The 19,708-nt window shown below is 58.2% G+C and carries 20 protein-coding genes and 1 tRNA gene; 11 read left to right on the top strand and 10 right to left on the bottom strand.

The genetic code is table 11. From position 1 onward, the window contains the following. Window positions 1-143: 143 nt before the first annotated feature. The 4 genes from GS605_RS11325 to GS605_RS11310 form a co-directional block, all read right to left on the bottom strand. Complete coding sequence (locus GS605_RS11325; protein ID WP_171724055.1) at window positions 144-1,700, bottom strand: relaxase/mobilization nuclease domain-containing protein; 1,557 nt, start codon at window positions 1,698-1,700, stop codon at window positions 144-146. Continuing rightward, window positions 1,697-2,023: a plasmid mobilization relaxosome protein MobC gene (gene mobC, locus GS605_RS11320; protein ID WP_371807753.1), complete on the bottom strand. Its 327-nt coding sequence runs from the start codon at window positions 2,021-2,023 to the stop codon at window positions 1,697-1,699. The genes GS605_RS11325 and mobC overlap by 4 nt, the downstream gene beginning before the upstream one ends. A gap of 139 nt (window positions 2,024-2,162) precedes the next feature. Continuing rightward, window positions 2,163-3,020 carry a hypothetical protein gene (locus GS605_RS11315; RefSeq protein WP_171724054.1) on the bottom strand — a complete coding sequence of 286 codons (858 nt, stop codon included), beginning with the start codon at window positions 3,018-3,020 and terminating at the stop codon, window positions 2,163-2,165. 155 nt (window positions 3,021-3,175) lie between these two features. Next, window positions 3,176-3,252, bottom strand: a tRNA-Arg gene (locus GS605_RS11310). A 115-nt stretch (window positions 3,253-3,367) separates the two neighbouring features. Between GS605_RS11310 and GS605_RS11305 the strand changes: the two genes are divergently transcribed. Together GS605_RS11305 and GS605_RS11300 are read left to right on the top strand one after the other, a co-directional pair. Then, complete coding sequence (locus tag GS605_RS11305; RefSeq protein WP_171724053.1) at window positions 3,368-4,393, top strand: LacI family DNA-binding transcriptional regulator; 1,026 nt, start codon at window positions 3,368-3,370, stop codon at window positions 4,391-4,393. After that, window positions 4,390-5,610, top strand: a complete 1,221-nt coding sequence (locus tag GS605_RS11300; RefSeq protein WP_171724052.1) for a winged helix-turn-helix domain-containing protein — start codon at window positions 4,390-4,392, stop codon at window positions 5,608-5,610. Before GS605_RS11305 ends, GS605_RS11300 begins: the two co-directional genes overlap by 4 nt. Window positions 5,611-5,613: 3 nt before the next feature. On the opposite strand, the gene GS605_RS11295 is transcribed toward GS605_RS11300, so the two are convergent. Together GS605_RS11295 and hpaR are read right to left on the bottom strand one after the other, a co-directional pair. Continuing rightward, a complete protein-coding gene (locus GS605_RS11295; protein ID WP_171635793.1) occupies window positions 5,614-6,312 on the bottom strand; it encodes a fumarylacetoacetate hydrolase family protein in 699 nt (232 codons plus the stop codon). Window positions 6,313-6,920: 608 nt separating this feature from the next. Continuing rightward, window positions 6,921-7,355 (bottom strand): homoprotocatechuate degradation operon regulator HpaR, encoded by a 435-nt coding sequence (hpaR, locus tag GS605_RS11290; RefSeq protein ID WP_171206457.1) that lies wholly within the window; start codon window positions 7,353-7,355, stop codon window positions 6,921-6,923. A 232-nt stretch (window positions 7,356-7,587) separates the two neighbouring features. Between hpaR and GS605_RS11285 the strand changes: the two genes are divergently transcribed. Continuing rightward, a complete protein-coding gene (locus GS605_RS11285; protein WP_171724051.1) occupies window positions 7,588-8,358 on the top strand; it encodes an HpcH/HpaI aldolase/citrate lyase family protein in 771 nt (256 codons plus the stop codon). Between the two features lie 4 nt (window positions 8,359-8,362). Here the strand turns inward: GS605_RS11285 and GS605_RS11280 are convergent, their stop codons facing one another. After that, complete coding sequence (locus GS605_RS11280; protein WP_171724050.1) at window positions 8,363-9,505, bottom strand: DUF3095 domain-containing protein; 1,143 nt, start codon at window positions 9,503-9,505, stop codon at window positions 8,363-8,365. Window positions 9,506-9,646: 141 nt separating this feature from the next. Between GS605_RS11280 and GS605_RS11275 the strand changes: the two genes are divergently transcribed. The 5 genes from GS605_RS11275 (at window position 9,647) to GS605_RS11255 (ending at window position 15,272) form a co-directional block, all read left to right on the top strand. Next, the gene (locus tag GS605_RS11275; protein ID WP_171635481.1) at window positions 9,647-10,819 is read left to right on the top strand and encodes an MFS transporter; all 1,173 of its coding nucleotides are present in this window, start codon (window positions 9,647-9,649) and stop codon (window positions 10,817-10,819) included. A 19-nt stretch (window positions 10,820-10,838) separates the two neighbouring features. Beyond that, window positions 10,839-11,894 (top strand): glycosyltransferase family 4 protein, encoded by a 1,056-nt coding sequence (locus tag GS605_RS11270; protein WP_171724049.1) that lies wholly within the window; start codon window positions 10,839-10,841, stop codon window positions 11,892-11,894. A 95-nt stretch (window positions 11,895-11,989) separates the two neighbouring features. Then, entirely contained in the window at window positions 11,990-13,012 is a 1,023-nt protein-coding gene (locus GS605_RS11265; RefSeq protein WP_171724048.1) for an aspartate-semialdehyde dehydrogenase, read from the top strand. A 150-nt stretch (window positions 13,013-13,162) separates the two neighbouring features. Next, window positions 13,163-14,089, top strand: a complete 927-nt coding sequence (locus tag GS605_RS11260; RefSeq protein ID WP_171724047.1) for a DMT family transporter — start codon at window positions 13,163-13,165, stop codon at window positions 14,087-14,089. A 265-nt stretch (window positions 14,090-14,354) separates the two neighbouring features. After that, a complete protein-coding gene (locus GS605_RS11255) occupies window positions 14,355-15,272 on the top strand; it encodes an endonuclease/exonuclease/phosphatase family protein (RefSeq protein ID WP_171724046.1) in 918 nt (305 codons plus the stop codon). A 47-nt stretch (window positions 15,273-15,319) separates the two neighbouring features. On the opposite strand, the gene GS605_RS11250 is transcribed toward GS605_RS11255, so the two are convergent. Further along, window positions 15,320-15,856: an SRPBCC family protein gene (locus GS605_RS11250; RefSeq protein ID WP_171635473.1), complete on the bottom strand. Its 537-nt coding sequence runs from the start codon at window positions 15,854-15,856 to the stop codon at window positions 15,320-15,322. 98 nt (window positions 15,857-15,954) lie between these two features. Further along, a complete protein-coding gene (locus tag GS605_RS11245) occupies window positions 15,955-16,605 on the bottom strand; it encodes a carbonic anhydrase (RefSeq protein WP_152459543.1) in 651 nt (216 codons plus the stop codon). A 144-nt stretch (window positions 16,606-16,749) separates the two neighbouring features. On the opposite strand from GS605_RS11245, the gene GS605_RS11240 reads away from it, so the two are divergent. The 3 genes from GS605_RS11240 to GS605_RS11230 all read left to right on the top strand — a co-directional run bounded on the left by GS605_RS11240 (window position 16,750) and on the right by GS605_RS11230 (window position 19,319). Further along, entirely contained in the window at window positions 16,750-17,139 is a 390-nt protein-coding gene (locus GS605_RS11240; protein ID WP_170345768.1) for a hypothetical protein, read from the top strand. Window positions 17,140-17,202: 63 nt separating this feature from the next. Continuing rightward, the gene (locus GS605_RS11235) at window positions 17,203-18,585 is read left to right on the top strand and encodes a M17 family metallopeptidase (protein WP_171724045.1); all 1,383 of its coding nucleotides are present in this window, start codon (window positions 17,203-17,205) and stop codon (window positions 18,583-18,585) included. Next, a complete protein-coding gene (locus GS605_RS11230; protein ID WP_171724044.1) occupies window positions 18,582-19,319 on the top strand; it encodes a C40 family peptidase in 738 nt (245 codons plus the stop codon). The genes GS605_RS11235 and GS605_RS11230 overlap by 4 nt, the downstream gene beginning before the upstream one ends. Here GS605_RS11230 and GS605_RS11225 read toward each other — a convergent pair. Continuing rightward, window positions 19,316-19,666 carry a DUF2794 domain-containing protein gene (locus GS605_RS11225; RefSeq protein ID WP_117871396.1) on the bottom strand — a complete coding sequence of 117 codons (351 nt, stop codon included), beginning with the start codon at window positions 19,664-19,666 and terminating at the stop codon, window positions 19,316-19,318. The genes GS605_RS11230 and GS605_RS11225 overlap by 4 nt on opposite strands. Window positions 19,667-19,708 lie beyond the last annotated feature (42 nt).

Here is a 19,708-nt window from a genome sequence, read left to right as displayed (position 1 = left end):
CTCTTCGCTGCATTCTACATGAAGTTCCGGTTTATCCGCATACGCACCCAGCAAAGAAATCGCAGACGTGTGGTGAATTGCTGCAGAACGAATCTAAGATTCCCACTGCAGACCCTCGAACCACGCCAACATTTGCAGTTAGATCAAAGCGAATGTCCGGCGCTGCGGTGGCTATCTCTCGCGTCTAACTCTCTTTCAGCCGCTTCTCGGCGTCTTTCGCTAGTTTCCAGCTGGTCTCTAATCTCGCCTGAAGCGTGTCGTAATTCTGCTCCTCGCGCAGCAAGGCGGCCAATGTGGTGACGGACGTGAGATGTGATTTCATCAATAGCGCCACGCAATGCGCCAAGCCATTCACCTTGCTTTCGATCCTGCTGGTCGAGCGCTTCTCCAAGGCGTGCAATTCCTTGGCTGAGCTCTCGCAGGCCGTCACCAACCGTTCGACGGATGCGAGTAATTCGCGCTCCAATGCTGTCAGGGGCTGCGTCATTTAAGGCTCCTTTATCTCGATGCAGATGATCGGCGTCTGCGCCAGTGTGCAGGTCTTCAATTCGGTCTGGTCGGGGTCCAGCGTCACCCATGTCTGCCCGGACTGTTCGATCCGTGTCAGGCCAAGTTCCGTCATCTCTGAATGCGCCATCAAACCCGTCCAAAACCAACTCGCCATCAACACTGTCGTGATCCAGGCTGAGACCATGCCCACGATCACCCACGGCGAGATCGTCAACCAGCGCCTGATCGTCTCGCTCCGCCTCTCCAACTCGCTCTTGCTGTCGCTGAGAAAGAACCTGATATCGGTCTCGATTGTATGCAGCGCGCTGGTCGCAATGCTGCTGAAATCGTTCCTGAAGATCTCCAACTGAGATGCCATCAAGGCGGCGTGGTCGCTCCGGACCGTCTCCAGGTCCGCGTTCAATTTCTCGGCGAGGCGGTTCGGCTTGCCAGTCGTCATGGAAAATCTCTCCTTTCAAACGCCAGCGCTCGCCGGTGTCGGGGTCTTTGGCGGTGATGTAATTCTTGCTCGCACGGGGGATCTCGAAACCCGCCTCTGATAGCGCGTCGATCATGCTGGCGCGGTCGGTGTTGCTGCCGACGCTGATCTGATCGAGGATCCATTCGTGCAGCGCTTCGCGACCTTGCGCGCGCGTCGGCGCTTCAATCGTCGCCCTCACTTCGCGGGCGCGATCTGGCTCCAAAGGGTCTGCCCAACCGTGGGTCTTGTTCATCAGATCGCGCAGGCTGGAAAAGGCGCTCTCATGTCCAGGCGGTGCGATGTTCAGCGCCTTGCCCGTGCTGAGCTCAAGGCGTGGCGCGCAGAAGTGTAGCTCGACATTGCCCTCATGCGAGTGGCGCACCCAGAGACAATTGTATTGATCCCTGTCCAGCCCAGCAAAGGCCAGAGCTTCAAATAGCTCAATGGCCTCTCGCTGGGCGTCGGGATTGGGATCATCGCTATCGGCAAAGCTGATGACGCCTGCCGTGTAGCTCCACTTGTTGGGGCTTACGTCGATCAGGTAGCGGGTCTGATCGGGGTTGCCGTGCAGCACCTCGGGCAGCGGGTCGCGGATCTTGGTTTGCGGCTGGCCGGTGTCGTCGCGGATCAGATTGCGGTTCTCGTCATAGGCCAGAACTTCACGCGCTGTCAGGTAGTCTACGGGAGCTGCACCGCCACCAGTGCCGGTGGAGAAGAACGAGATGATCATTCGCCGCCGCCTGTGTGCGCCGCCACGATCTGCGCCATCTGCCGCTCGATGACCACCAGTTGTGTCGCGACCTTGAGCGCATCGATCTGGCTCGCGCGGCCGGATTTAACCGAGCCGTTGATCCAGCGGGAGAGCTGATTGAGGTTGCCGCCGACGCGGGCAATCGCAAAGGTCAGCTTAGGATCAACACGGGGGGCGGGCTTGCGCCGACGTGCCTCGATCAGCCCCAAGGCCTCGCGCATCAACGTGGCATTGGGCAGGCCAGCGGCGTGCGCCTTGGCCACAAGCGCTGCCTTTTCCGACGGGGTGCATCGAAAGATCACACTCTCGGAAAGGCCCTCTTTGACGCCGCTTGCGCGCGTCTGGTTGGGGTTTGAAGGGGGGCTTGCCGCCCCTCACAAGTCCCGCCGATGTAATCGGTGGGTAACCTTGCTCTCTGCTCTTTGTAGGGATCAGTTGCGTTCATGATCGGAGCCCCGCTGCCTCGATTTCAGCAGGGCTGACCAAGTTTGCGGCCAGCAACGCGGTCACTTGGCCGGGTGTGATGTGGCGACACAGCGGATGGCGATCCGTGACCCAATCGGCCAAGCCCTTCAGCAATTCCACCTCTTTGGCCTTGCCCGCTTCTCGTGCCTCCTCAACGTCATGAAGGTATTTCAGCCAACGGCCAGAGGTGAACCAGTTGTCGGAGAAGCACACCTTCGAGCGGGTGAATCCTTCGCTTTCGGTCGCATAGGACCGCACGGCGTCCTCGAGGTCTTTTGCATCCACTCCGTCGGCCAGCGCCTGGCGGATTTGCGAGAGGCAAACCGCTTTCCCGCGAATGCGATCCTCCGGATAGGCGGACAAAATCTTCTCAGAAACTTCATCCTCCACCGCCGCCTTCGCGTGCGAAGGGATTGGTTTTTGATATGGTTTATATCTGTTCTTATAGGATTTGCCCTCTGGGGCAGATGGCTTGCCCTCAAGGGCAAATGCATCATTTTCCCGTTCGGTCGGATCGATTTGCCCATTTGGGCAAATGGAGTTGCCCAGGGCATACCAACAGGTCCGGTCATAGCGATCATCGCTGAAATTGCCCTTGATGATCAGCTCTGCGCTGACCAACTTTTCGAGCGCTGTTCGGATCTGCTTTTCGCTCAGATAGGGGAACAACTCACCAAAGGCCGAGATCGAATTGTAAGTCCAATACCGCCCGTCTCGAAGATTGCGGCGATTGGCTTGGTTCTTCTCGATCCAGAAGGTGATGTTTTGGAAAATCACCGCTGCATTGAGACCCACACGCCCGGCGATTTCGGGATCAAAGCTATGGCGGCTCATGATTGGCCCCCGAAATACGCACAAACGTGCGAATTTTGTACAGGTTTTGTACGAGAAATCGATCGTTTCAGCCGATTTCGCCGCGAAAGCTCACGGGACTTTTTGCACGCTTCTGCACAAAGCCCTGTAAATAAGACATATTTTTCAGGTGGTTTTGGCGACCCCGGCAGGATTCGAACCTGCAACCTGCCCCTTAGGAGGGGGCTGCTCTATCCAGTTGAGCCACGGGGCCGCGCCCTGCCTTCTGTAACCGGGATTTTCCGGGTTGTCATCGCCTTTGCACAATTGTTGTACACACCGACCTGTTCACGCTAGCATCGGACAAAACAACAACGCAGGTGCCTCCCGTGAACAGTGAAACCAAACGCCCGCTTACCCTTCGTGATGTGTCCGAGGCTTCCGGTGTCTCAGAGATGACGGTGAGCCGGGTTCTGCGTAACCGGGGGGATGTGTCCGACGCCACCCGCACCCGCGTTCTGGCCGCCGCCAAAGAGCTGGGATATGTCCCCAACAAGATCGCGGGCGCCCTGGCATCCAGCCGGGTCAACCTGGTCGCGGTGATCATCCCCTCACTTTCGAACATGGTATTTCCCGAGGTGATGACCGGCATCAATCAGGTGCTCGAAGATACCGAACTGCAACCCGTGGTTGGCGTGACGGATTATCTGCCCGAAAAAGAGGAAAAAGTGCTGTACGAGATGCTCTCGTGGAGACCCTCGGGCGTGATCATTGCAGGGCTGGAACACACCGACGCGGCGCGCGCCATGCTGGATTCGGCTGGCATTCCGGTGGTCGAGATCATGGATACCGACGGCAAACCTGTCGACGCGATGGTCGGCATCTCGCATCGCCGCGCCGGGCGCGAAATGGCGCAGGCGATCCTGAAGGCCGGGTATCAGCATATCGGCTTTATGGGCACCAAGATGCCGCTGGATCACCGCGCCCGAAAACGCTTTGAAGGGTTTACGGAAGTGCTGGGCAAACACGGGATCGAGATCGAAGATCGCGAGTTCTATTCCGGTGGCTCTGCCCTGGCCAAAGGGCGCGAGATGACACAGGCCATGCTTGATCGGTCACCCGATCTGGATTTCCTGTATTATTCCAACGACATGATCGGAGCTGGTGGTCTGTTGTACCTGCTGGAGCAAGGCGTGGATATCCCGGGGCAGATCGGTCTGGCGGGGTTCAACAACGTGGAACTTTTGCAGGGTCTTCCGCGCAAATTGGCGACGATGGATGCCTGTCGTCTGGACATAGGACGTCAGGCCGCGCAGATCATCGCTCAACGCCTGAAGGACCCGGAGGCCGAAATCGAGACACGGGTCACGCTGACCCCCAAGATCAGCTATGGCGACACTCTGAAACGACGATGAATGCGCCCCTGAAGCGGCTCGACAACCGGACGGCCCGCGCCGTTTTCCTGGATCGCCATGCTTTGGCCGAACAGCCTGCGGGCGCGGCCAAGGGCGCCGGGCTTCTTGACCTTGTCCAGCGGTTGGGGTTCGTGCAGCTTGACAGCATCAACACCGTTGCCCGCGCTCATGACATGATCCTGTTTTCCCGACGGCCTGCGTATCGCAGCGCCAACCTGAAAAGGCTCTATGAAAGGGAAAAAGCGCTGTTCGAACACTGGACACATGATGCGGCCGTAATCCCCATGTCGTTCTATCCGCACTGGCACCTGCGCTTTCAGCGTGATGCGGATCTGTTGAAGGCGCGCTGGAAAAACTGGCGGCGGGATGGGTTTGAGCAACAGTTCGAGACTGTCTTGCAACACATCCGCGACCACGGGCCCGTGTGTTCGTCAGACGTTGGCAAGGATGAAAAGAAAGGCTCGGGCGGTTGGTGGGACTGGCACCCGTCAAAAACCGCATTGGAGTTTCTGTGGCGTTCCGGGGCCCTGACCGTTGTGGGCCGCGACGGGTTTCAGAAACGGTATGATCTGACTGAACGTGTGATCGAAACCCGCCTGTGCCCCGGGAACATGGCCTGTGATGCGACGGCGACCGTGGATTGGCTGTGCAACGCAGCGCTGGACCGGTTGGGCTTTGCCACGTCCGGCGAGCTGGCCGCGTTCTGGGGCACGGTTACCACCGCCGAAGCCAAAGACTGGTGTGCCACGGCGTTGGCTCAAGGCAATATCGAAGAGATCGAGGTCACTTGCGCCGATGGACGCCTGCGCAAAACCTTTGCCCGCCCTGAATTGATGGATCGGGCAACCGACTTGCCGCAACCGCCCGGTCGGATCCGAGTGCTCAGCCCGTTTGACCCCATGCTTCGGGACAGAAACCGGGCCGAGCGGCTGTTTGGCTTTCACTATCGCATCGAAATTTTCGTGCCCGAAGACAGGCGCACATATGGGTATTACGTCTTCCCCTTGCTTGAAGGCGATCGATTGATCGGCCGGATCGACATGAAGGCGCATCGCGATCGCGACCTGCTGCATGTCAAAGCGCTCTGGCCCGAACGCGGAGTGCGCTGGTCTGACGCCCGCACCCGCCGCCTGAACGCTGAGCTGGACAGGGTGCGTAGGCTGGCAGGCGTCACGCATGTAGAGTTCGCAATTGACTGGCTGAAAGACCCTAAATAGGGTCTATTCGACGTCAGACAGCGTGAGCTGAATCGGCTCCAGCCCATCGATTTCACCAGTCAGAACATCTCCTGCTACAACCGGGCCCACGCCAGCGGGCGTGCCGGTCAGGATCAGATCGCCGGGGCGCAGATGGTAAAAACCGGACAAGTGCACAACGATTTCGTCTATCTTCCAAATCAGCTCTTCCAGTGTCGCGTTCTGGCGCAGTTCGCCGTTTACACTGAGGCGGATGTGTTTGTTTTCGTCCGGTGACCAGGCAGCGGCGGGCGTCAGCGGTGCGAATACCGCTCCGTTTTCGACGTCTTTGCCCAGATCCCAGGGTCGCTGCTTGTTTCGCTCGCGGATTTGCAGGTCGCGGCGGGTCATATCAAGCGCACAGCCATAGGCGTAGACAGCATCCCATGCCTGCGCACGGGTGGTCCGAAACACAGGCTTTCCAATCGCCAATGCCAATTCCATCTCATGATGGTAATTCTCGGTCCCGGCTGGATACGGGACGGTCGAACCAGTCAGAATCGCGTTTGGCGCAGATTTGGTGAAATAGAAAGGTGCTTCGCGATCCACTTCATTCCCCATCTCGGCAGCATGGGCCGCGTAGTTTCGACCGACGCAGAAAATGCGCCCAACAGGATACCCTGCGGTCTCGCCAACAATGGGGATGGTGATTGGATCGGGAAGGGAAAACACACTGTTCGACATGTTGGTTCCTGAATATTGCTTTGCCGTCATCTTACGCCTGCCAGAACAGTCAGCAAGCCGGGAAAGCGCGCTGGATTTCGCCGCTATCCAAGAGTTGTTTCAGCGCGAACCTGCTCAATTCTGAACTGAAAGAAAACCGCCGTATCAAAACAAGTGCATATCCGTCTTTATGGACGCATCAAGGTACAAACAAAATCGGGTTAACACTTGGCTCAGACGAAAGTCGGGCTAGGTACTGAGGAAGACTGGTTTGACGCATCCATCTTATGAGATGCGAAGACAGCAACACCGCGCCCTTGACACCATAAGCGACCAAAGTGACGCGAGGAAACCACTTGCGGACCCACGTAACGATCGGCAATTGCCTAAGTCTGTTTCGGAGAGCATAGGTGCATGGCCCTTCCCCCAAGGGCCGAAAGACCCTAGTCAGAGCCACATTTCCGGCTCTTCAATACTCCGATGCGCAGGCCGGACCGTCAGGCAAGGCGTGACGCAACCGGCCTCAGGCCAGGCCTAACCCAAATCCAAGTCTGGCCACCCCGTCGGAGATCGCCCCTAAAATCTCCGGCGGGGTCCTTGCAGATGACACCCATGTTCTGCGACCGGCATCAGGTATCCAGGTCGTTCAACTCGTTCAGAAGATCCAGCAACAATTCGTGTTTTTCCGGCCCCAGAAGGGAACGAATGCGTTTCGCCTGTGCCATGCTGGCGGGCTGATTGGCATGAATGATCTGAACGCCACGCTCACCGATCTCGACAATCTGGCGGCGCCGGTCCGCCGGATGGCATCGTCGGGAGATCAGGCCGCGATGCTCCAGTTTCTGCAATATCCGTGTCAGGCTTGGCAACAACAGACAGGCGCGTTCGGCAATATGCGTCGGTTCCTGCGGGCCTTCTTCGTTCAATACGCGCAACACGCGCCACTGCTGTTCGGTGACACCGGCGTCGGCCAGCATTGCTCGGATGGGTCCCATAACCTTTTCCCGCGCCCGCAAAAGCGCAATGGGCAAAGATCGCGACGTCAGTGGGAGGTCGTCGGTCATGCCAAAATTATCGCCGAAATCCGTGATTTACGCAAGGGAACCCTCGGCTTTCGGTTTTAAGCACAAGAACCGCAGGGGCGCCGCCACCCTTGCGTGGCGCGCCTTTGCCGCCGTCAATCCGATGACGCCAAATTGCATTAAAACTGGACAATTTCGCGCCACGGAAGAAGATGTGGAAACGGCCACTTTCGCGACCACGTCGCGCCGAAGATTTTGCAACAAAGGAAACAGTATGGCTGCGCAGCAAAACGCGTTCAAACAGGCTCTGAAAAAGGGAGAAACGCAGATCGGGTGCTGGATGAGCTTTGCCGAGCCCGCAGCGGCCGAGATGATGGGAACCGCGGGTTTTGATTGGCTGGTAATCGATGGAGAGCATGCCCCTAACGATATCCGGTCGATCCGGGACCAGCTTCTGGCACTTGCGGCAAGCGACTCTCATGCGGTTGTGCGGGTTCCCGTGGGTGAGACCTGGTTGATCAAGATGGTTCTGGATGCGGGTGCTCAAACCATTCTGGTTCCGATCGTGGAAAGCGCCAAGCAGGCGCAAGATCTGGTTCGGGCCTGCCGTTATCCCCCTGCCGGTGTCCGTGGCGTGGGCGCGATGGCATCGCGGGCGACGATGTACGGATCGGTCGGAGATTATATTCAGACCGCAGATCAGGAGATTTGCCTGTTGTTGCAGGTGGAAACCCGCGCCGGAATTGCTGCTCTGGACGACATTCTTGATGTTGAAGGCGTGGATGGCGTATTCATAGGCCCTGCTGATCTGTCGACCGATATGGGCCATCAGGGCAACAGCGCGGCACCCGAGGTGCGCGCGGTTATCCGGGATGCACTGACGCGGATCAAGGCCGCAGGCAAAGCGCCGGGCATTCTGGCCACAAATGACGAGGCCCGTCAGGCATATCTGGATATGGGCGCACAGTTTTTGGCGGTTGGCATTGATGTGATGCTTCTGACGCAAACGGCACGTGATCTCGCCGCACGATGGAAAGCCGACTAACCGCTCAACGGACCATGGCCGCTGCGGCTTGGGCGTATCCGCCCGAGGCACCGTCGACGAAATGCACATGATCGTCCCGTGTGGCCGACGGGACGAAACAGGTCATCATCGCCTCGTCCTGCACGTGCAGACCGTATCGGATTTTGCCGCGCCCGCGCGCTTCTTTCAGCAAGTGTTCGATCTGTCGCAAAGTGGCCGGGTCACAATCCAACGTCATCTTCAGGCCGTCATCGAACTTGCGGAAATCGGCATTGCTGCTGACCATCGTCCTGTAGTGTTCGGGTTCGAACTGTCCCAGCTTCTTGCGTGTTTTGAACAATATCGCGATCAGCAGGTTCTGAAACAGAAGAACGAGCTTGTGCAGAAACAAATTCCGCCCGTTGCGCGAAACATGCGCATCAATGTCGAGGCCGGGGGGCGGCCACGTCATGGGCGGACCATTTACAGGCACCGGATGACCTGCGCGCTCCAGCTCTTCTGACGCAGACAGAACCAATTGCGCAAGGTCTGCAAAATCGCGTTCAGTTGCTGACGCGGTGGGTTCAACAACCAGTGACACGATCTGACCATGCCGCGCCGGGCTGTTGGACCATCTGCATGACAGGCCTGTCAGGTTCGGCTGCGCACCCGGTTCGGCAGGCGCGATCATATGACGACCCGCCTTCATCTCTGCCTCGGCCCAGGCCAATCCTCCGCCAGAAAACATGGCATAATCCACGCCAGAGGACGGGGCAAAACGGGCGACACGCAAGTCCCTGCCCGCTTTTCGGATTTCCGCCACCGATACCAGCGCCGCACGCAACGGCATGGAAAACTCCTCTTCCGCCCAGCGCCGCAAAGCTGAAAGAGTATCCCGCGCTGCTTCAACTTCGCTGGGAGGGACCGCAAACGCCGCCCCGTCGCCGCCAAAGACATAGGGAAACAACTTGCCGTCCATCGCGTTTATCATCGCCGAGATTACGGCAGCCCCAACCGTGTTGACGGTTTTGTATCGTCCCCGTGCAATCTCGCCGGTTGAATCGACGATGTCGGCGACCCCCAGAAACCAGTCGTCGGGCACCGGCGAAAACTGCGCCGGGTCTGCCAGGCGGGTGAAATCCCGCAACAGGGGCAGGTTTTCATAAAATGCAGAATGGAGGTCTTTCATTTTCCCCCTCGAAATCAAACTTCTGACAATGATAGCCGGAATGCGGCCCAAGTCCTGCTACTGAAACATAGTACACATGCTTGTGCGTTGCATCATTGCGTGCCAAGCATTCCCTTCGGATGAGCGGAAAAGAGGCGGGATATGCAGGCGGGTTTGGTGGTTTTGTGCCTGGGCTATGTGCTCAGCCAGTTTTTCCGTGCATTTCTGGCTGTGCTCAGCCTCGATCTTGAACGCGACATCGGCGCCACACCCGAAGATCTCGCCTTTGCGTCGGGCCTTTGGTTTCTTGTGTTCGCTGCAATGCAAATCCCGGTTGGCTGGGCGCTGGACAAGGTTGGGCCCAGGCTGACCGCAGCCGCGCTTCTTCTGGTTGGTGGTGCAGGAGGATCCGCGATTTTTGCGGTCGCGACCTCACCGTTGCATGTCAGCGTTGCCATGGGCCTGATCGGGGTTGGGTGCTCTCCGGTTCTGATGGCTTCCTATTTCATCTTTGCCCGCGAATACCCGCCCGCGAAGTTCGCGACACTGGCCGCCGTCATGCTGGGCGTCGGCTCGGTGGGCAATCTCGTGGCCTCCTATCCGACTGCGCTTGCTGTCGAATGGATGGGATGGCGCGCCACCATGGTTGGGCTGGCCGTTATATCTGCTGCGATTGCTTTGGGTATTTGGCTGAGCCTGCGCGATCCAGCGAAGGTTGATACGGAACACAAAGGTTCACTTCTGGACCTGCTGAAAGAGCCTGCACTGTGGCTGATCATGCCCTTGATGCTGGTGGCCTATGCGCCCTCTGCCGCGCTGCGCGGGCTATGGGCCGGGCCGTATCTGAACGATGTCTTCGGGCTCAGCACCACCCAGATCGGCACCGCGACACTGGTCATGGGGTCTGCGATGATCGCCGGTACCTTTGTCTACGGACCGCTGGATCGTGTCTTCGGCACTCGGAAGTGGGTTATCTTCACGGGCAACGCGCTGGGTGTCGTGGCGCTGACCCTGCTTTGCGTTTGGATCGACCATGCCACATGGCTGTCCGTTCTGCTGTTGGCCATCATAGGGTTCACCGGGGCCAGTTTTCCGGTCATCATGGCCCATGGTCGGGCCTTCGTTCCCGCCCATCTGGTGGGCCGAGGCGTAACCCTGTTGAACCTTTTCGGAATCGGAGGGGTCGGCATCGCCCAATTTGTCACCGGACGCATTCATGCCGCCACGGCCCAGGCCGGAACGACCGCGCCCTACACCGCGATTTTCGGGTTTTTTGCGGTAACCCTTGCCATCGGTTGCGTGATTTATCTATTCAGCGAGGATAATGTGGATTGAAGCAATTGCGGAGCAAGCCGTGCAGGATATCGAGGTTATAGCGCCGAACCTGAAACACAGCCTCTCCGGCGTCACCACAACCGTCATCCGCCTGTTGCCGATTCAAAAGCATATGATCAGGATCGTCGCCACGGGACCCGGCCTGCCGGGTGATCTGCCCCATATCCGGTTGATCAAAGTTCCGTTCCTTTCGAACAGAACGCTCCGGGTGTGGCATGCACGGCGCAACACCGAAATGCTGATGGGTTTGTTTCTGAAACATGTGCTGCGACGCAATCTGAAACTTCTGTTCACCTCGGCTGCGCAACGAAATCATTCGGGGTTCACCAAGTGGCTGATTTCGAAGATGGATGCGCTGATCGCCACAACGCCGCAAGCGGCGTCGTTTCTGGAACATCCCGCAACCGTCATCATGCACGGTGTGAACACCGAACTGTTTCACCCGGCCGAAGACAAAACCGCCCTGCGGCAGAAGCTGGGGCTGCCGGAAGGGACCTTGATCGGGTGTTTCGGGCGTATTCGACCTCAGAAAGGTGTCGATCTGCTGGTGGATGCGGCGATCGAGATTCTGCCGAACCATCCCGACGCCAGCATCGTGTTCACCGGGCGCGCCACCAAAGAATTTGAAACCTTCCAACAGGAGCAGGAAGCCAAACTCAAAGCTGCCGGGCTGTCGGAACGGGTGCACTTCCTGGGCGAGCGCCCTTGGGAGGAGATCGTTGAAACCTACCGCGCCCTTGACCTGTTCGTGGCCCCGGCCCGTCACGAAGGGTTCGGCCTTACACCGCTTGAGGCGATGGCCTCCGGCGTGCCTGCAATCGCCTGCCACGGGGTCGGAGCGTTCAGCGCCCAGATCGAGGACGGGAAAACCGGCCGCTTGATCGAAAAGGACAACGCCGGGGCGCTGGCTGAAGCACTGGAACAGATGTTGAGCGATCCGGACAAGCTGGTGCAATCCGGTCAGGCCGCAAGACAGCGTGTCGAGCAGCATTTTCGAATCGAAGGTGAGGCCGAGGCCATCGTGCGGGTCTATCGGTCTTTGCTGAACATGGGTGAAAAAGCGCATTCGGGTTAAAATCGACGTCAATTCGGCCAATTCACCCGTGATAGCCCTTTTTTCTTTGCTGCAACGCGGCTATGAACGCGCGTCCTTAACTTTGGAGACATGAAATGGGCTATCGCGTCGTTGTCGCCGGCGCCACGGGTAACGTGGGCCGCGAAATGCTGAACATTCTGGCGGAACGCCAGTTCCCAGTCGATGAACTTGCCGTGCTGGCAAGCCGTCGTTCGCTGGGTACGGAAGTAAGCTTTGGCGACAAGACACTGACCACCCAGGACATCGACACCTTCGATTTCACCGGCTGGGACATGGCCCTGTTCGCCATCGGCTCGGACGCAACCAAGACCTATGCCCCCAAAGCGGCTGCGGCTGGCTGTGTGGTGATCGACAACTCGTCGCTCTATCGCTATGACCCCGACATCCCTCTGATCGTGCCGGAATGTAACCCGCAGGCGATCCACGACTACAAGAACAAGAACATCATCGCCAACCCGAACTGTTCGACCGCGCAGATGGTTGTCGCGCTCAAGCCGCTGCATGACCGTGCCAGGATCAAGCGCGTTGTCGTGTCGACCTATCAGTCGGTGTCGGGCGCGGGCAAAGAAGGCATGGATGAACTTTGGGATCAGACCAAGGCGGTTTACAACCCCACCACGGACGTGCCGCCGAAGAAATTCCAGAAGCAGATCGCCTTCAACGTCATCCCGCAGATCGACGTCTTCATGGAAGACGGCTCGACCAAGGAAGAGTGGAAGATGGTTGTCGAGACCAAGAAGATCGTCGATCCGTCGATCAAGGTCACAGCCACCTGCGTGCGCGTTCCCGTGTTTGTCGGCCACTCCGAGGCCGTGAACATCGAGTTCGAGGAATTCCTGGACGAAGACGAAGCCCGCGACATCCTGCGCGAAGCACCGGGCATCATGGTGATCGACAAGCGCGAAGCCGGTGGCTACGTCTCGCCGGTCGAATGCGCGGGCGATTTCGCCACGTTCATCAGCCGTATCCGCCAGGACTCGACCATCGAGAACGGTCTGAACCTGTGGTGCGTTAGCGACAACCTGCGCAAGGGCGCCGCCCTGAACGCGGTGCAGATCGCGGAACTTCTGGGCCGCGAGGTTCTGAAAAAGGGCTGACATCCCGATTTTCGTCAAAGCTTGAAAACCAGGAAACCCGCTGATTGTTCGGCGGGTTTTTTGCGTTTCCCAATAGCCGGTTTGCGGACGACGTGACGGTTCGGTCAGGTTGCTGATGCCAACGGAAATACTGCATGGTAGGTGTTAAAGATGGGCCGACCAACATCAACCAAGCACGATCCAATACCCTACGCCCTTGCCGGGGCGGGAGTGTTCTTTGCATCCATCTGTTTTGGCTTTGTACCCTATTTCAGCCGGGGTCTCACTGACCACGGACTCGCGCCCTACGCAGTTGCGTTTAATCGGTACATTTTGACGGCGATCCTATTGTTGCCAACCCTTCTGAAGCATCGTTCAAACCGGCGGGAAATAGTCTGGGGTATGGCTGCGGGGGCAGTCATGGGGCTTGGGTGGGTCGGATATGTTACCGCACTTGAAACAGTGCCGGCATCAACGGTGGGTGTTCTTTACATGACCTACCCGGTGTTTACGATCATCATCGCTTGGGCGATATTCGCCGATCCGCCGACGCGGCGCAGCCTTGTTGCGGCCGGTTTGATTGTTCTTGCGGCAGGCATTGCAGGGTCTCCGGCATCCGTACCGATTGACCAAATTCCAACGCTGCTTGTCTCTTTGGCTGCACCTTTCGGATTTGGCTTCGGCATATGCGTGCTTGTACACCGTCTTTCGCGAATTGCTCCTTTGGCCAGGATAGCGTCGGTTTCGTTGGGGTCGGTCGTCGGGCTAACCCCTTTGATTATCTCTTCGGAAATTGGCGAAGTCCTGCCAGCAGGCGGCAGTGACTGGTTTCTGATCGTCGGGATCGGTCTTATGACGGCACTGGTTCCCCAGCTGATTTACACCGTCTGTTCCCCTGTCATCGGGGCATCGCGCACGGCCGTTATCGGCAGCATTGAACTGCCGACAATGTTTGCCGTGGGCGTTTTTGCCTTCGGTGAAACAATCACAGGTGCGCAAGCAGTGGCCTGTGCCTTGGTTTTGAGCGCCATTGCACTTGCACAAAGTCGCGCAACACGAACCTTTACCACCGTGATCAGCAGTCAACGTCACAGGTGAGTCCGCGCCCGAGGTGGCCCGTCAATGCGCTCAACAGAACCGGCTCGGATCACCTCTTCCACCAAATCGGCACCTTCCGGTCCATCACCCGCATCCATCATGGCTGCGCTATGAACCTCGGTTAGGGTACAGTCTTGCGCGCGGTGAAAATCGCCAACCTGTTGACAAAACCAGACACGCTTGCCACCTAAAACTGAACCTTGTTCGTGGCGGATGTCGGAAGTCCGGAAAAAAACCGCCCGGTGCAAGGTAAAAGAGGCAGGGCATGCACATTTCGACCAGACGCAGGATTGCCAGAACCCTGACCATCGGATGCACATGCGTTCTGATGATACTGGTCGTCATTGGCTTTACGGGGCAGGTTTTTGCCGTGGGAGATTCAATCGCTCTGCTCCGGCCTCAGGCTGGTGTTTTGCTTCTCCCCTGCGCGGTAATTCTTCTTTTCATGCGCGCCAGATATCTTGCATTGGCCACCTTGGTCTTTTCCGGGATTGCCATCGGGTCCATCGCGGCTAGCGTTGCCGCGCCCTCGGACGATTGCGACGACACCTGCCTGACGCTGTACCAGAAGAACCTGATGAGCAAAGCCTGGCCCCGGTATTCGCTGGCCGATGATATCCTTGAATCAGACGCTCAGATCGTGACCTTGCAGGAAGTCTCCAGCCACAACCGCAAGTACATGAGCAACCTGTTCGAGCATTACCCCGAACAGGTGATCTGTGAATTCCGCCCCGAACAAAACGTCGCCATCCTGACGACCTTGCCGATTGTCGAGAATTCCGAGTTCTGTCTGCAAGGTTATGGGCTTGTGGGGTTACAGGTCAAAGCGCCCGGCGGTGACTTGGTCTGGGTTGTTTCAGTTCATCTGAACTGGCCATTTCCTTACGACCAGTCCAGGCAAAGCCAGGTGATTGCCGACCGCATCAGCCAACTTGAAGGACCGGTTCTGATTGCCGGGGATTTCAATATGGTGCCCTGGGGCGAAAGCGTCAGACGGATCGGAGCAGCCGCAAACAACCAAAGCTTTGGAACCGTCCTGAACACCCACAACCTCGGCAGTTGGAAAATCCCATTGCCGATAGACAACCTGTTGTTCCCCAAAGGCACAACCGGAACAGTTGAGCTGCGCCCCTTCATGGGATCCGATCACCTGGGAAAGCTTGCCCGGTTTCGACTGGGCTAGGGCTTCGGTCAAGCACACCTCCGCATGCTTTCCCACAAACAAGCAGCCTAGCTTTGGTTTTCAACCAGTGCTTTCAGATTGGTCAGACCACGGTCATAGTCCTCGCCCACCCACGTATCCATCATCAAACCCATCCAGCGGGACATGGGATTCAGACCCAGATCCGAGTCAAACCCCCAGGTCACTCTGGTTCCCGCCCCGTCAGGCTCAAGGATGAAGGACGCTGTGGCAGTACCCATCGGGCCAAAATCCAGCGCCGTTTTGACCCGTTGGTTTTCCAAGCTTTCGACGATTTCCTGTGATCCCGTACCGACCTGCGGGTGATCCGACGCCCAGTTCAGAGTGTTCCCGACTCCGGCGGCAGGGCCGGAATAGGTCAGTTTGGTTTCGGGGTCCCGGTGCAGCCACGGAGACCACTTTTCGGTTTCCTGCATCGAATTCACGTACGGAAAGATGGCGCTTGCCGGCGCGTCGATCGCGATGCTACGCGAAACTTCCGCCTTTCCCGGCAACAGATAGGAAACCGCGACCAGAACCAGAATACAAACGACCAATCCTGCGAAGATGCGCTTGATGACTTTCATGGCAGGCTCCAATCTTCAGGTGTAATGGGTGGAGTATACCAAAAACGGCCCTGAATCAGAGCCGCCATTGTTGTTTCGGATTTCCAGCTCTGTCACTGTCAGACCGGGACGAACTTTTTTTGGTAAGGGTCATAGCTTTCAAGCCCGCCTGCGCCGATATCCGTCCACAAGCCGTGCAAGCTCAGCGCGCCTTGATCAACGGCTGACGAGACGAAGGGGAAGGTCATCAAGTTTTCCAGCGAAGCGACAACCGATTGACGTTCGAACTGCCGGGCCTGTTCGACACCGTCCTCGATATCCGCGACCAGTTCGAATTTCGGCTTCAGAATATCCATCCAGCGGCCAACAAAGCTGTCCTTGGCATCCAGTTGCGGCGCCTGCCCCTTGCACATGTCGATGCAGCCCTGCACGCCGCCGCATTGCGAATGCCCCAGCACGATCAAATGAGCGACCTTGAGCGCCGTTACAGCGTATTCGATCGCGGCGCTGGTGCCGTGGTGGTCCCCGTCCGGTGCATAGGGCGGCACCAGGTTGGCGATATTGCGGTGAATAAAGAAATCGCCCTGGTCAGCGCCGAACATGGACGTGACGTGAACCCGGCTGTCGCAGCAGGATATGACCATGGCGCGGGGGCGTTGCCCTTCATCGGCGAGACGGCGATACCAGACCTGGTTTTCCGAATATGTTGTGGCCTTCCAACCGTGATACCGTTTTACAAGGTAGCTCGGCAGAGGTTTGGCAAATTCCATTTCAATGTCCCCGTTCTTGTCGCTGAAGGATGATCTAAACCGAATTCAACGAAAATTCGAGCCATTATCCAGTTTCCCCGCAAGGTTTTGCAAAGGAATTTTCTGCCAGGATCAACACCGCGCCGTGGGGGCGTTTGAACTAGGGTGAATGTGGTGGAAAAGATTATCACGCTTGAACATAAGGAATCCGTCCGTCTGGACTCGGATCAACTGAGCGGGCTGTACCGGCAACTTGGCGACAAGAATGCGCTGGATGTTCTGTGTCGCACGGTCGAAGAGCTTGCCGTGCGCCTGTCAAACTGCGAACGCTACTGGCGTCAGCGCGAATGGGCGGACCTGCGCAAATGCGCCAGGTCACTGGTCGCTATATCCGAACAGATCGGGATGACGGCCCTGGCCCGGGTGGCGGGTGACGTGGCCCACACCGTCGATGCCGGTGACGCCGTTGCGGCAGGCGCGACGCTTGGGCGTTTGATCCGCGTGGGCGAACGATCGCTGACCGCCGTCTGGGACCAGCAGGACCTTTCCGTCTGACAGGGGTTGCGGGCAGATCATGCGCGGCTAGTCTGTGCGCAGAAACCATCAGCCGAGACGCCCATGACCCTGTCCTTCGCCCCATCCTCTGACCCGTCCATACCGCTTCATGTGATTGCGCAGCCGGATTTGGACAGTTGGTTGCAGGACCAGCCGGATACCGTCCGGACCTGGGTTGCCGCAAGCGGGTTTACAGGTGCGATGGGGCAGACCCTGCTGGTGCCAGGCGCGCATGGCGCGGTTGATTTTGTGCTGGCCGGGTATGGAACAGAAGACAAGCGCGCGCGAAAAAGGTTCCCATTGGCCGCCGCAGCCATGGCATTGCCCGAAGGAACCTATCATATCGCGTCCGGAATTCCCGCTGATCGTCTGGAAATGGAGTGCTTTGGCTGGTTGATGACAGGTTACACCTTTGATCGCTACGCGTCTCAATCTGCTGGAACCGCGGCGCTGGTTGCGCCCGAAGGTGTCGACGCCAACCGTATCGAAGCGATGGCCAATGCCGAAGTTCTGACCCGCGATCTGGTGAATACGCCAGCCTCGGATATGGGTCCTGAGCAGTTGCAGCAGGCGGCCGAGGCTCTGGCCGGTGAATTCGGTGCCGCGTGCAGCGTGATCAGCGGCGCGGCCTTGCTGGAACAGAATTTTCCTATGATCCACACCGTAGGGCGCGCCGCCGAACAAGCCCCCCGGTTGATCGAGCTGAATTGGGGCAGCAGCGGCCCCAAACTGACTCTGGTCGGCAAGGGGGTGTGTTTCGATACGGGTGGATTGAACCTGAAACCGGGCGCATCCATGGGTCTGATGAAGAAAGACATGGGTGGCGCGGCCAATGTGTTGGGGTTGGCGCGGATGATCATGCAGCTGGGTTTTCCCCTGCAATTGAGGGTCTTGATACCGGCAGTCGAAAACGCGCTTGCCGGAAATGCCTTCCGCCCAGGGGACATCCTGACCTCTCGCAAGGGACTGACGGTCGAGATCAACAATACGGATGCCGAAGGGCGTCTGGTGCTTGCTGACGCGTTGGCGCTTGCTGAGGAAGGTGAACCCGATCTGGTGATCTCGATGGCGACGCTGACCGGGGCCGCCCGTGTGGCTGTGGGCCCCGATCTGGCACCTTTCTATACCGATGATCAGCGCTGCGCGTCTGCCCTGTCGCATGCCGCTGAGGCTTCGGCTGATCCGGTCTGGCGCATGCCGTTCCACACGCCCTATGAAGCGATGATTGAACCCGGCATCGCCGATCTGGACAACGCGCCGTCGGGCGGGTTTGCAGGGTCGATCACAGCCGCTCTGTTTCTGCGCAGGTTCGTGGGCACACGCCGCTACATCCATTTCGACATCTATTCCTGGCAGCCCAGCAAAGAGCCGGGGCGCACCAAGGGCGGTCTAGGTCAGGGACCTCGTGCCGTGCTGACGGCGTTGCCGGAGATATTGGGACTGTGACACGCCATCGAGTTTCCGCACCCGTTGTCGATTTGCTGCGCAGCCCAGACGGGCCACGCGACCGGCAATTGTTGTTCGGTGATACGGTTCAGATCGAGGAAACAAAGAGCGGGTGGAACAGGGTCATCGCAGACAAAGATGGGTATACCGGCTGGTTGCGAACAGATCAGCTGACGGCGGATGCGCCTGCGACGCATTGGATCACGGCGCCTGCAACGCATGCCTACCAGGAAGCGGATTTCAAAAGCCGCGATCTGGTGTCGCTGAGTTTCGGAAGCAAAATCCAAGCCAGGACCGAGACGGACCGGTTTGTTGAAACCGAACTGGGATATATCCCAAAGGTACACACGGCGCCGATGACCGAAAAGCCTGACGACCCGGTCGAAGTGGCCCAGCTGTTTCTGGGCACACCCTATTTGTGGGGCGGCAACAGCCGGTTCGGCATCGATTGTTCCGGGTTGGTTCAAGCGGCGCTTTTGGCTTGTGGCCTGCCGTGCCCCGGCGACAGCGGCGATCAGGAACGCGCTTTGGGCAAAACCGTGATCGAAGGGGGCCCTGCGCAACGGGGTGATCTGTTGTTCTGGAAAGGGCACGTGGCCTGGGTTTCGGGCCAAAACATGCTTTTGCATGCGAACGCCAGCCATATGGCGGTGGTATTCGAACCAATGGATCAGGCGATCCGCCGCATAATGGATCAGGGTGACGGGCCGGTCACGGCCCACAAAAGGCTCTAATCCGGGTTTACGGCCCGGATCAGCTTGCGTTCCAGCACCCGCAGTACTGCCCGCAGATCGTGGCCGCGTTTCAGGATGCGGCCATCCATACCTATGACGGAATACATTCCCTGCCGGGACCTCAGGCGCGGGTGCTTTTCGACGCGGTAGATCGGATGTTCCGCGGTGCGCCGAAAGATCGAGAACACCGCCATGTCGCGCAGGTTGGAAATACCGTAGTCGCGCCATTCTCCGGCGGCGACCATCCGACCATAAACGGATAGGATTTGAGACATCTCATGCCGGTCGAAAGCCACGGGCATCTGCGCTGCGCTTGCCGAGAACCGGCTGGGAGGCTGCATATTCATACCTCCAGCCTTGCCGGAAATCGTGTTTGAATCAAGCCTGAT

The sequence above is a fragment of the Ruegeria sp. HKCCD7559 genome, from assembly GCF_013110575.1.
Taxonomy (GTDB): Bacteria; Pseudomonadota; Alphaproteobacteria; order Rhodobacterales; family Rhodobacteraceae; genus Ruegeria.
This window is presented reverse-complemented; position numbering and strand designations above follow the sequence as displayed.

Excerpts from the sequence above, each read along its gene's own strand:
- GS605_RS11235 (WP_171724045.1), top strand. The coding sequence starts at position 17,203 with ATGACCCTGTCCTTCGCCCCATCCTCTGACCCGTCCATACCGCTTCAT.
- GS605_RS11275 (WP_171635481.1), top strand. The coding sequence starts at position 9,647 with ATGCAGGCGGGTTTGGTGGTTTTGTGCCTGGGCTATGTGCTCAGCCAG.
- GS605_RS11260 (WP_171724047.1), top strand. The coding sequence starts at position 13,163 with ATGGGCCGACCAACATCAACCAAGCACGATCCAATACCCTACGCCCTT.
- GS605_RS11265 (WP_171724048.1), top strand. The coding sequence starts at position 11,990 with ATGGGCTATCGCGTCGTTGTCGCCGGCGCCACGGGTAACGTGGGCCGC.
- GS605_RS11255 (WP_171724046.1), top strand. The coding sequence starts at position 14,355 with ATGCACATTTCGACCAGACGCAGGATTGCCAGAACCCTGACCATCGGA.
- GS605_RS11250 (WP_171635473.1), bottom strand. The coding sequence starts at position 15,856 with ATGAAAGTCATCAAGCGCATCTTCGCAGGATTGGTCGTTTGTATTCTG.
- GS605_RS11300 (WP_171724052.1), top strand. The coding sequence starts at position 4,390 with ATGAATGCGCCCCTGAAGCGGCTCGACAACCGGACGGCCCGCGCCGTT.
- GS605_RS11245 (WP_152459543.1), bottom strand. The coding sequence starts at position 16,605 with ATGGAATTTGCCAAACCTCTGCCGAGCTACCTTGTAAAACGGTATCAC.
- hpaR (WP_171206457.1), bottom strand. The coding sequence starts at position 7,355 with ATGACCGACGACCTCCCACTGACGTCGCGATCTTTGCCCATTGCGCTT.
- GS605_RS11225 (WP_117871396.1), bottom strand. The coding sequence starts at position 19,666 with ATGAATATGCAGCCTCCCAGCCGGTTCTCGGCAAGCGCAGCGCAGATG.
- GS605_RS11280 (WP_171724050.1), bottom strand. The coding sequence starts at position 9,505 with ATGAAAGACCTCCATTCTGCATTTTATGAAAACCTGCCCCTGTTGCGG.
- GS605_RS11285 (WP_171724051.1), top strand. The coding sequence starts at position 7,588 with ATGGCTGCGCAGCAAAACGCGTTCAAACAGGCTCTGAAAAAGGGAGAA.
- GS605_RS11325 (WP_171724055.1), bottom strand. The coding sequence starts at position 1,700 with ATGATCATCTCGTTCTTCTCCACCGGCACTGGTGGCGGTGCAGCTCCC.
- GS605_RS11315 (WP_171724054.1), bottom strand. The coding sequence starts at position 3,020 with ATGAGCCGCCATAGCTTTGATCCCGAAATCGCCGGGCGTGTGGGTCTC.
- GS605_RS11295 (WP_171635793.1), bottom strand. The coding sequence starts at position 6,312 with ATGTCGAACAGTGTGTTTTCCCTTCCCGATCCAATCACCATCCCCATT.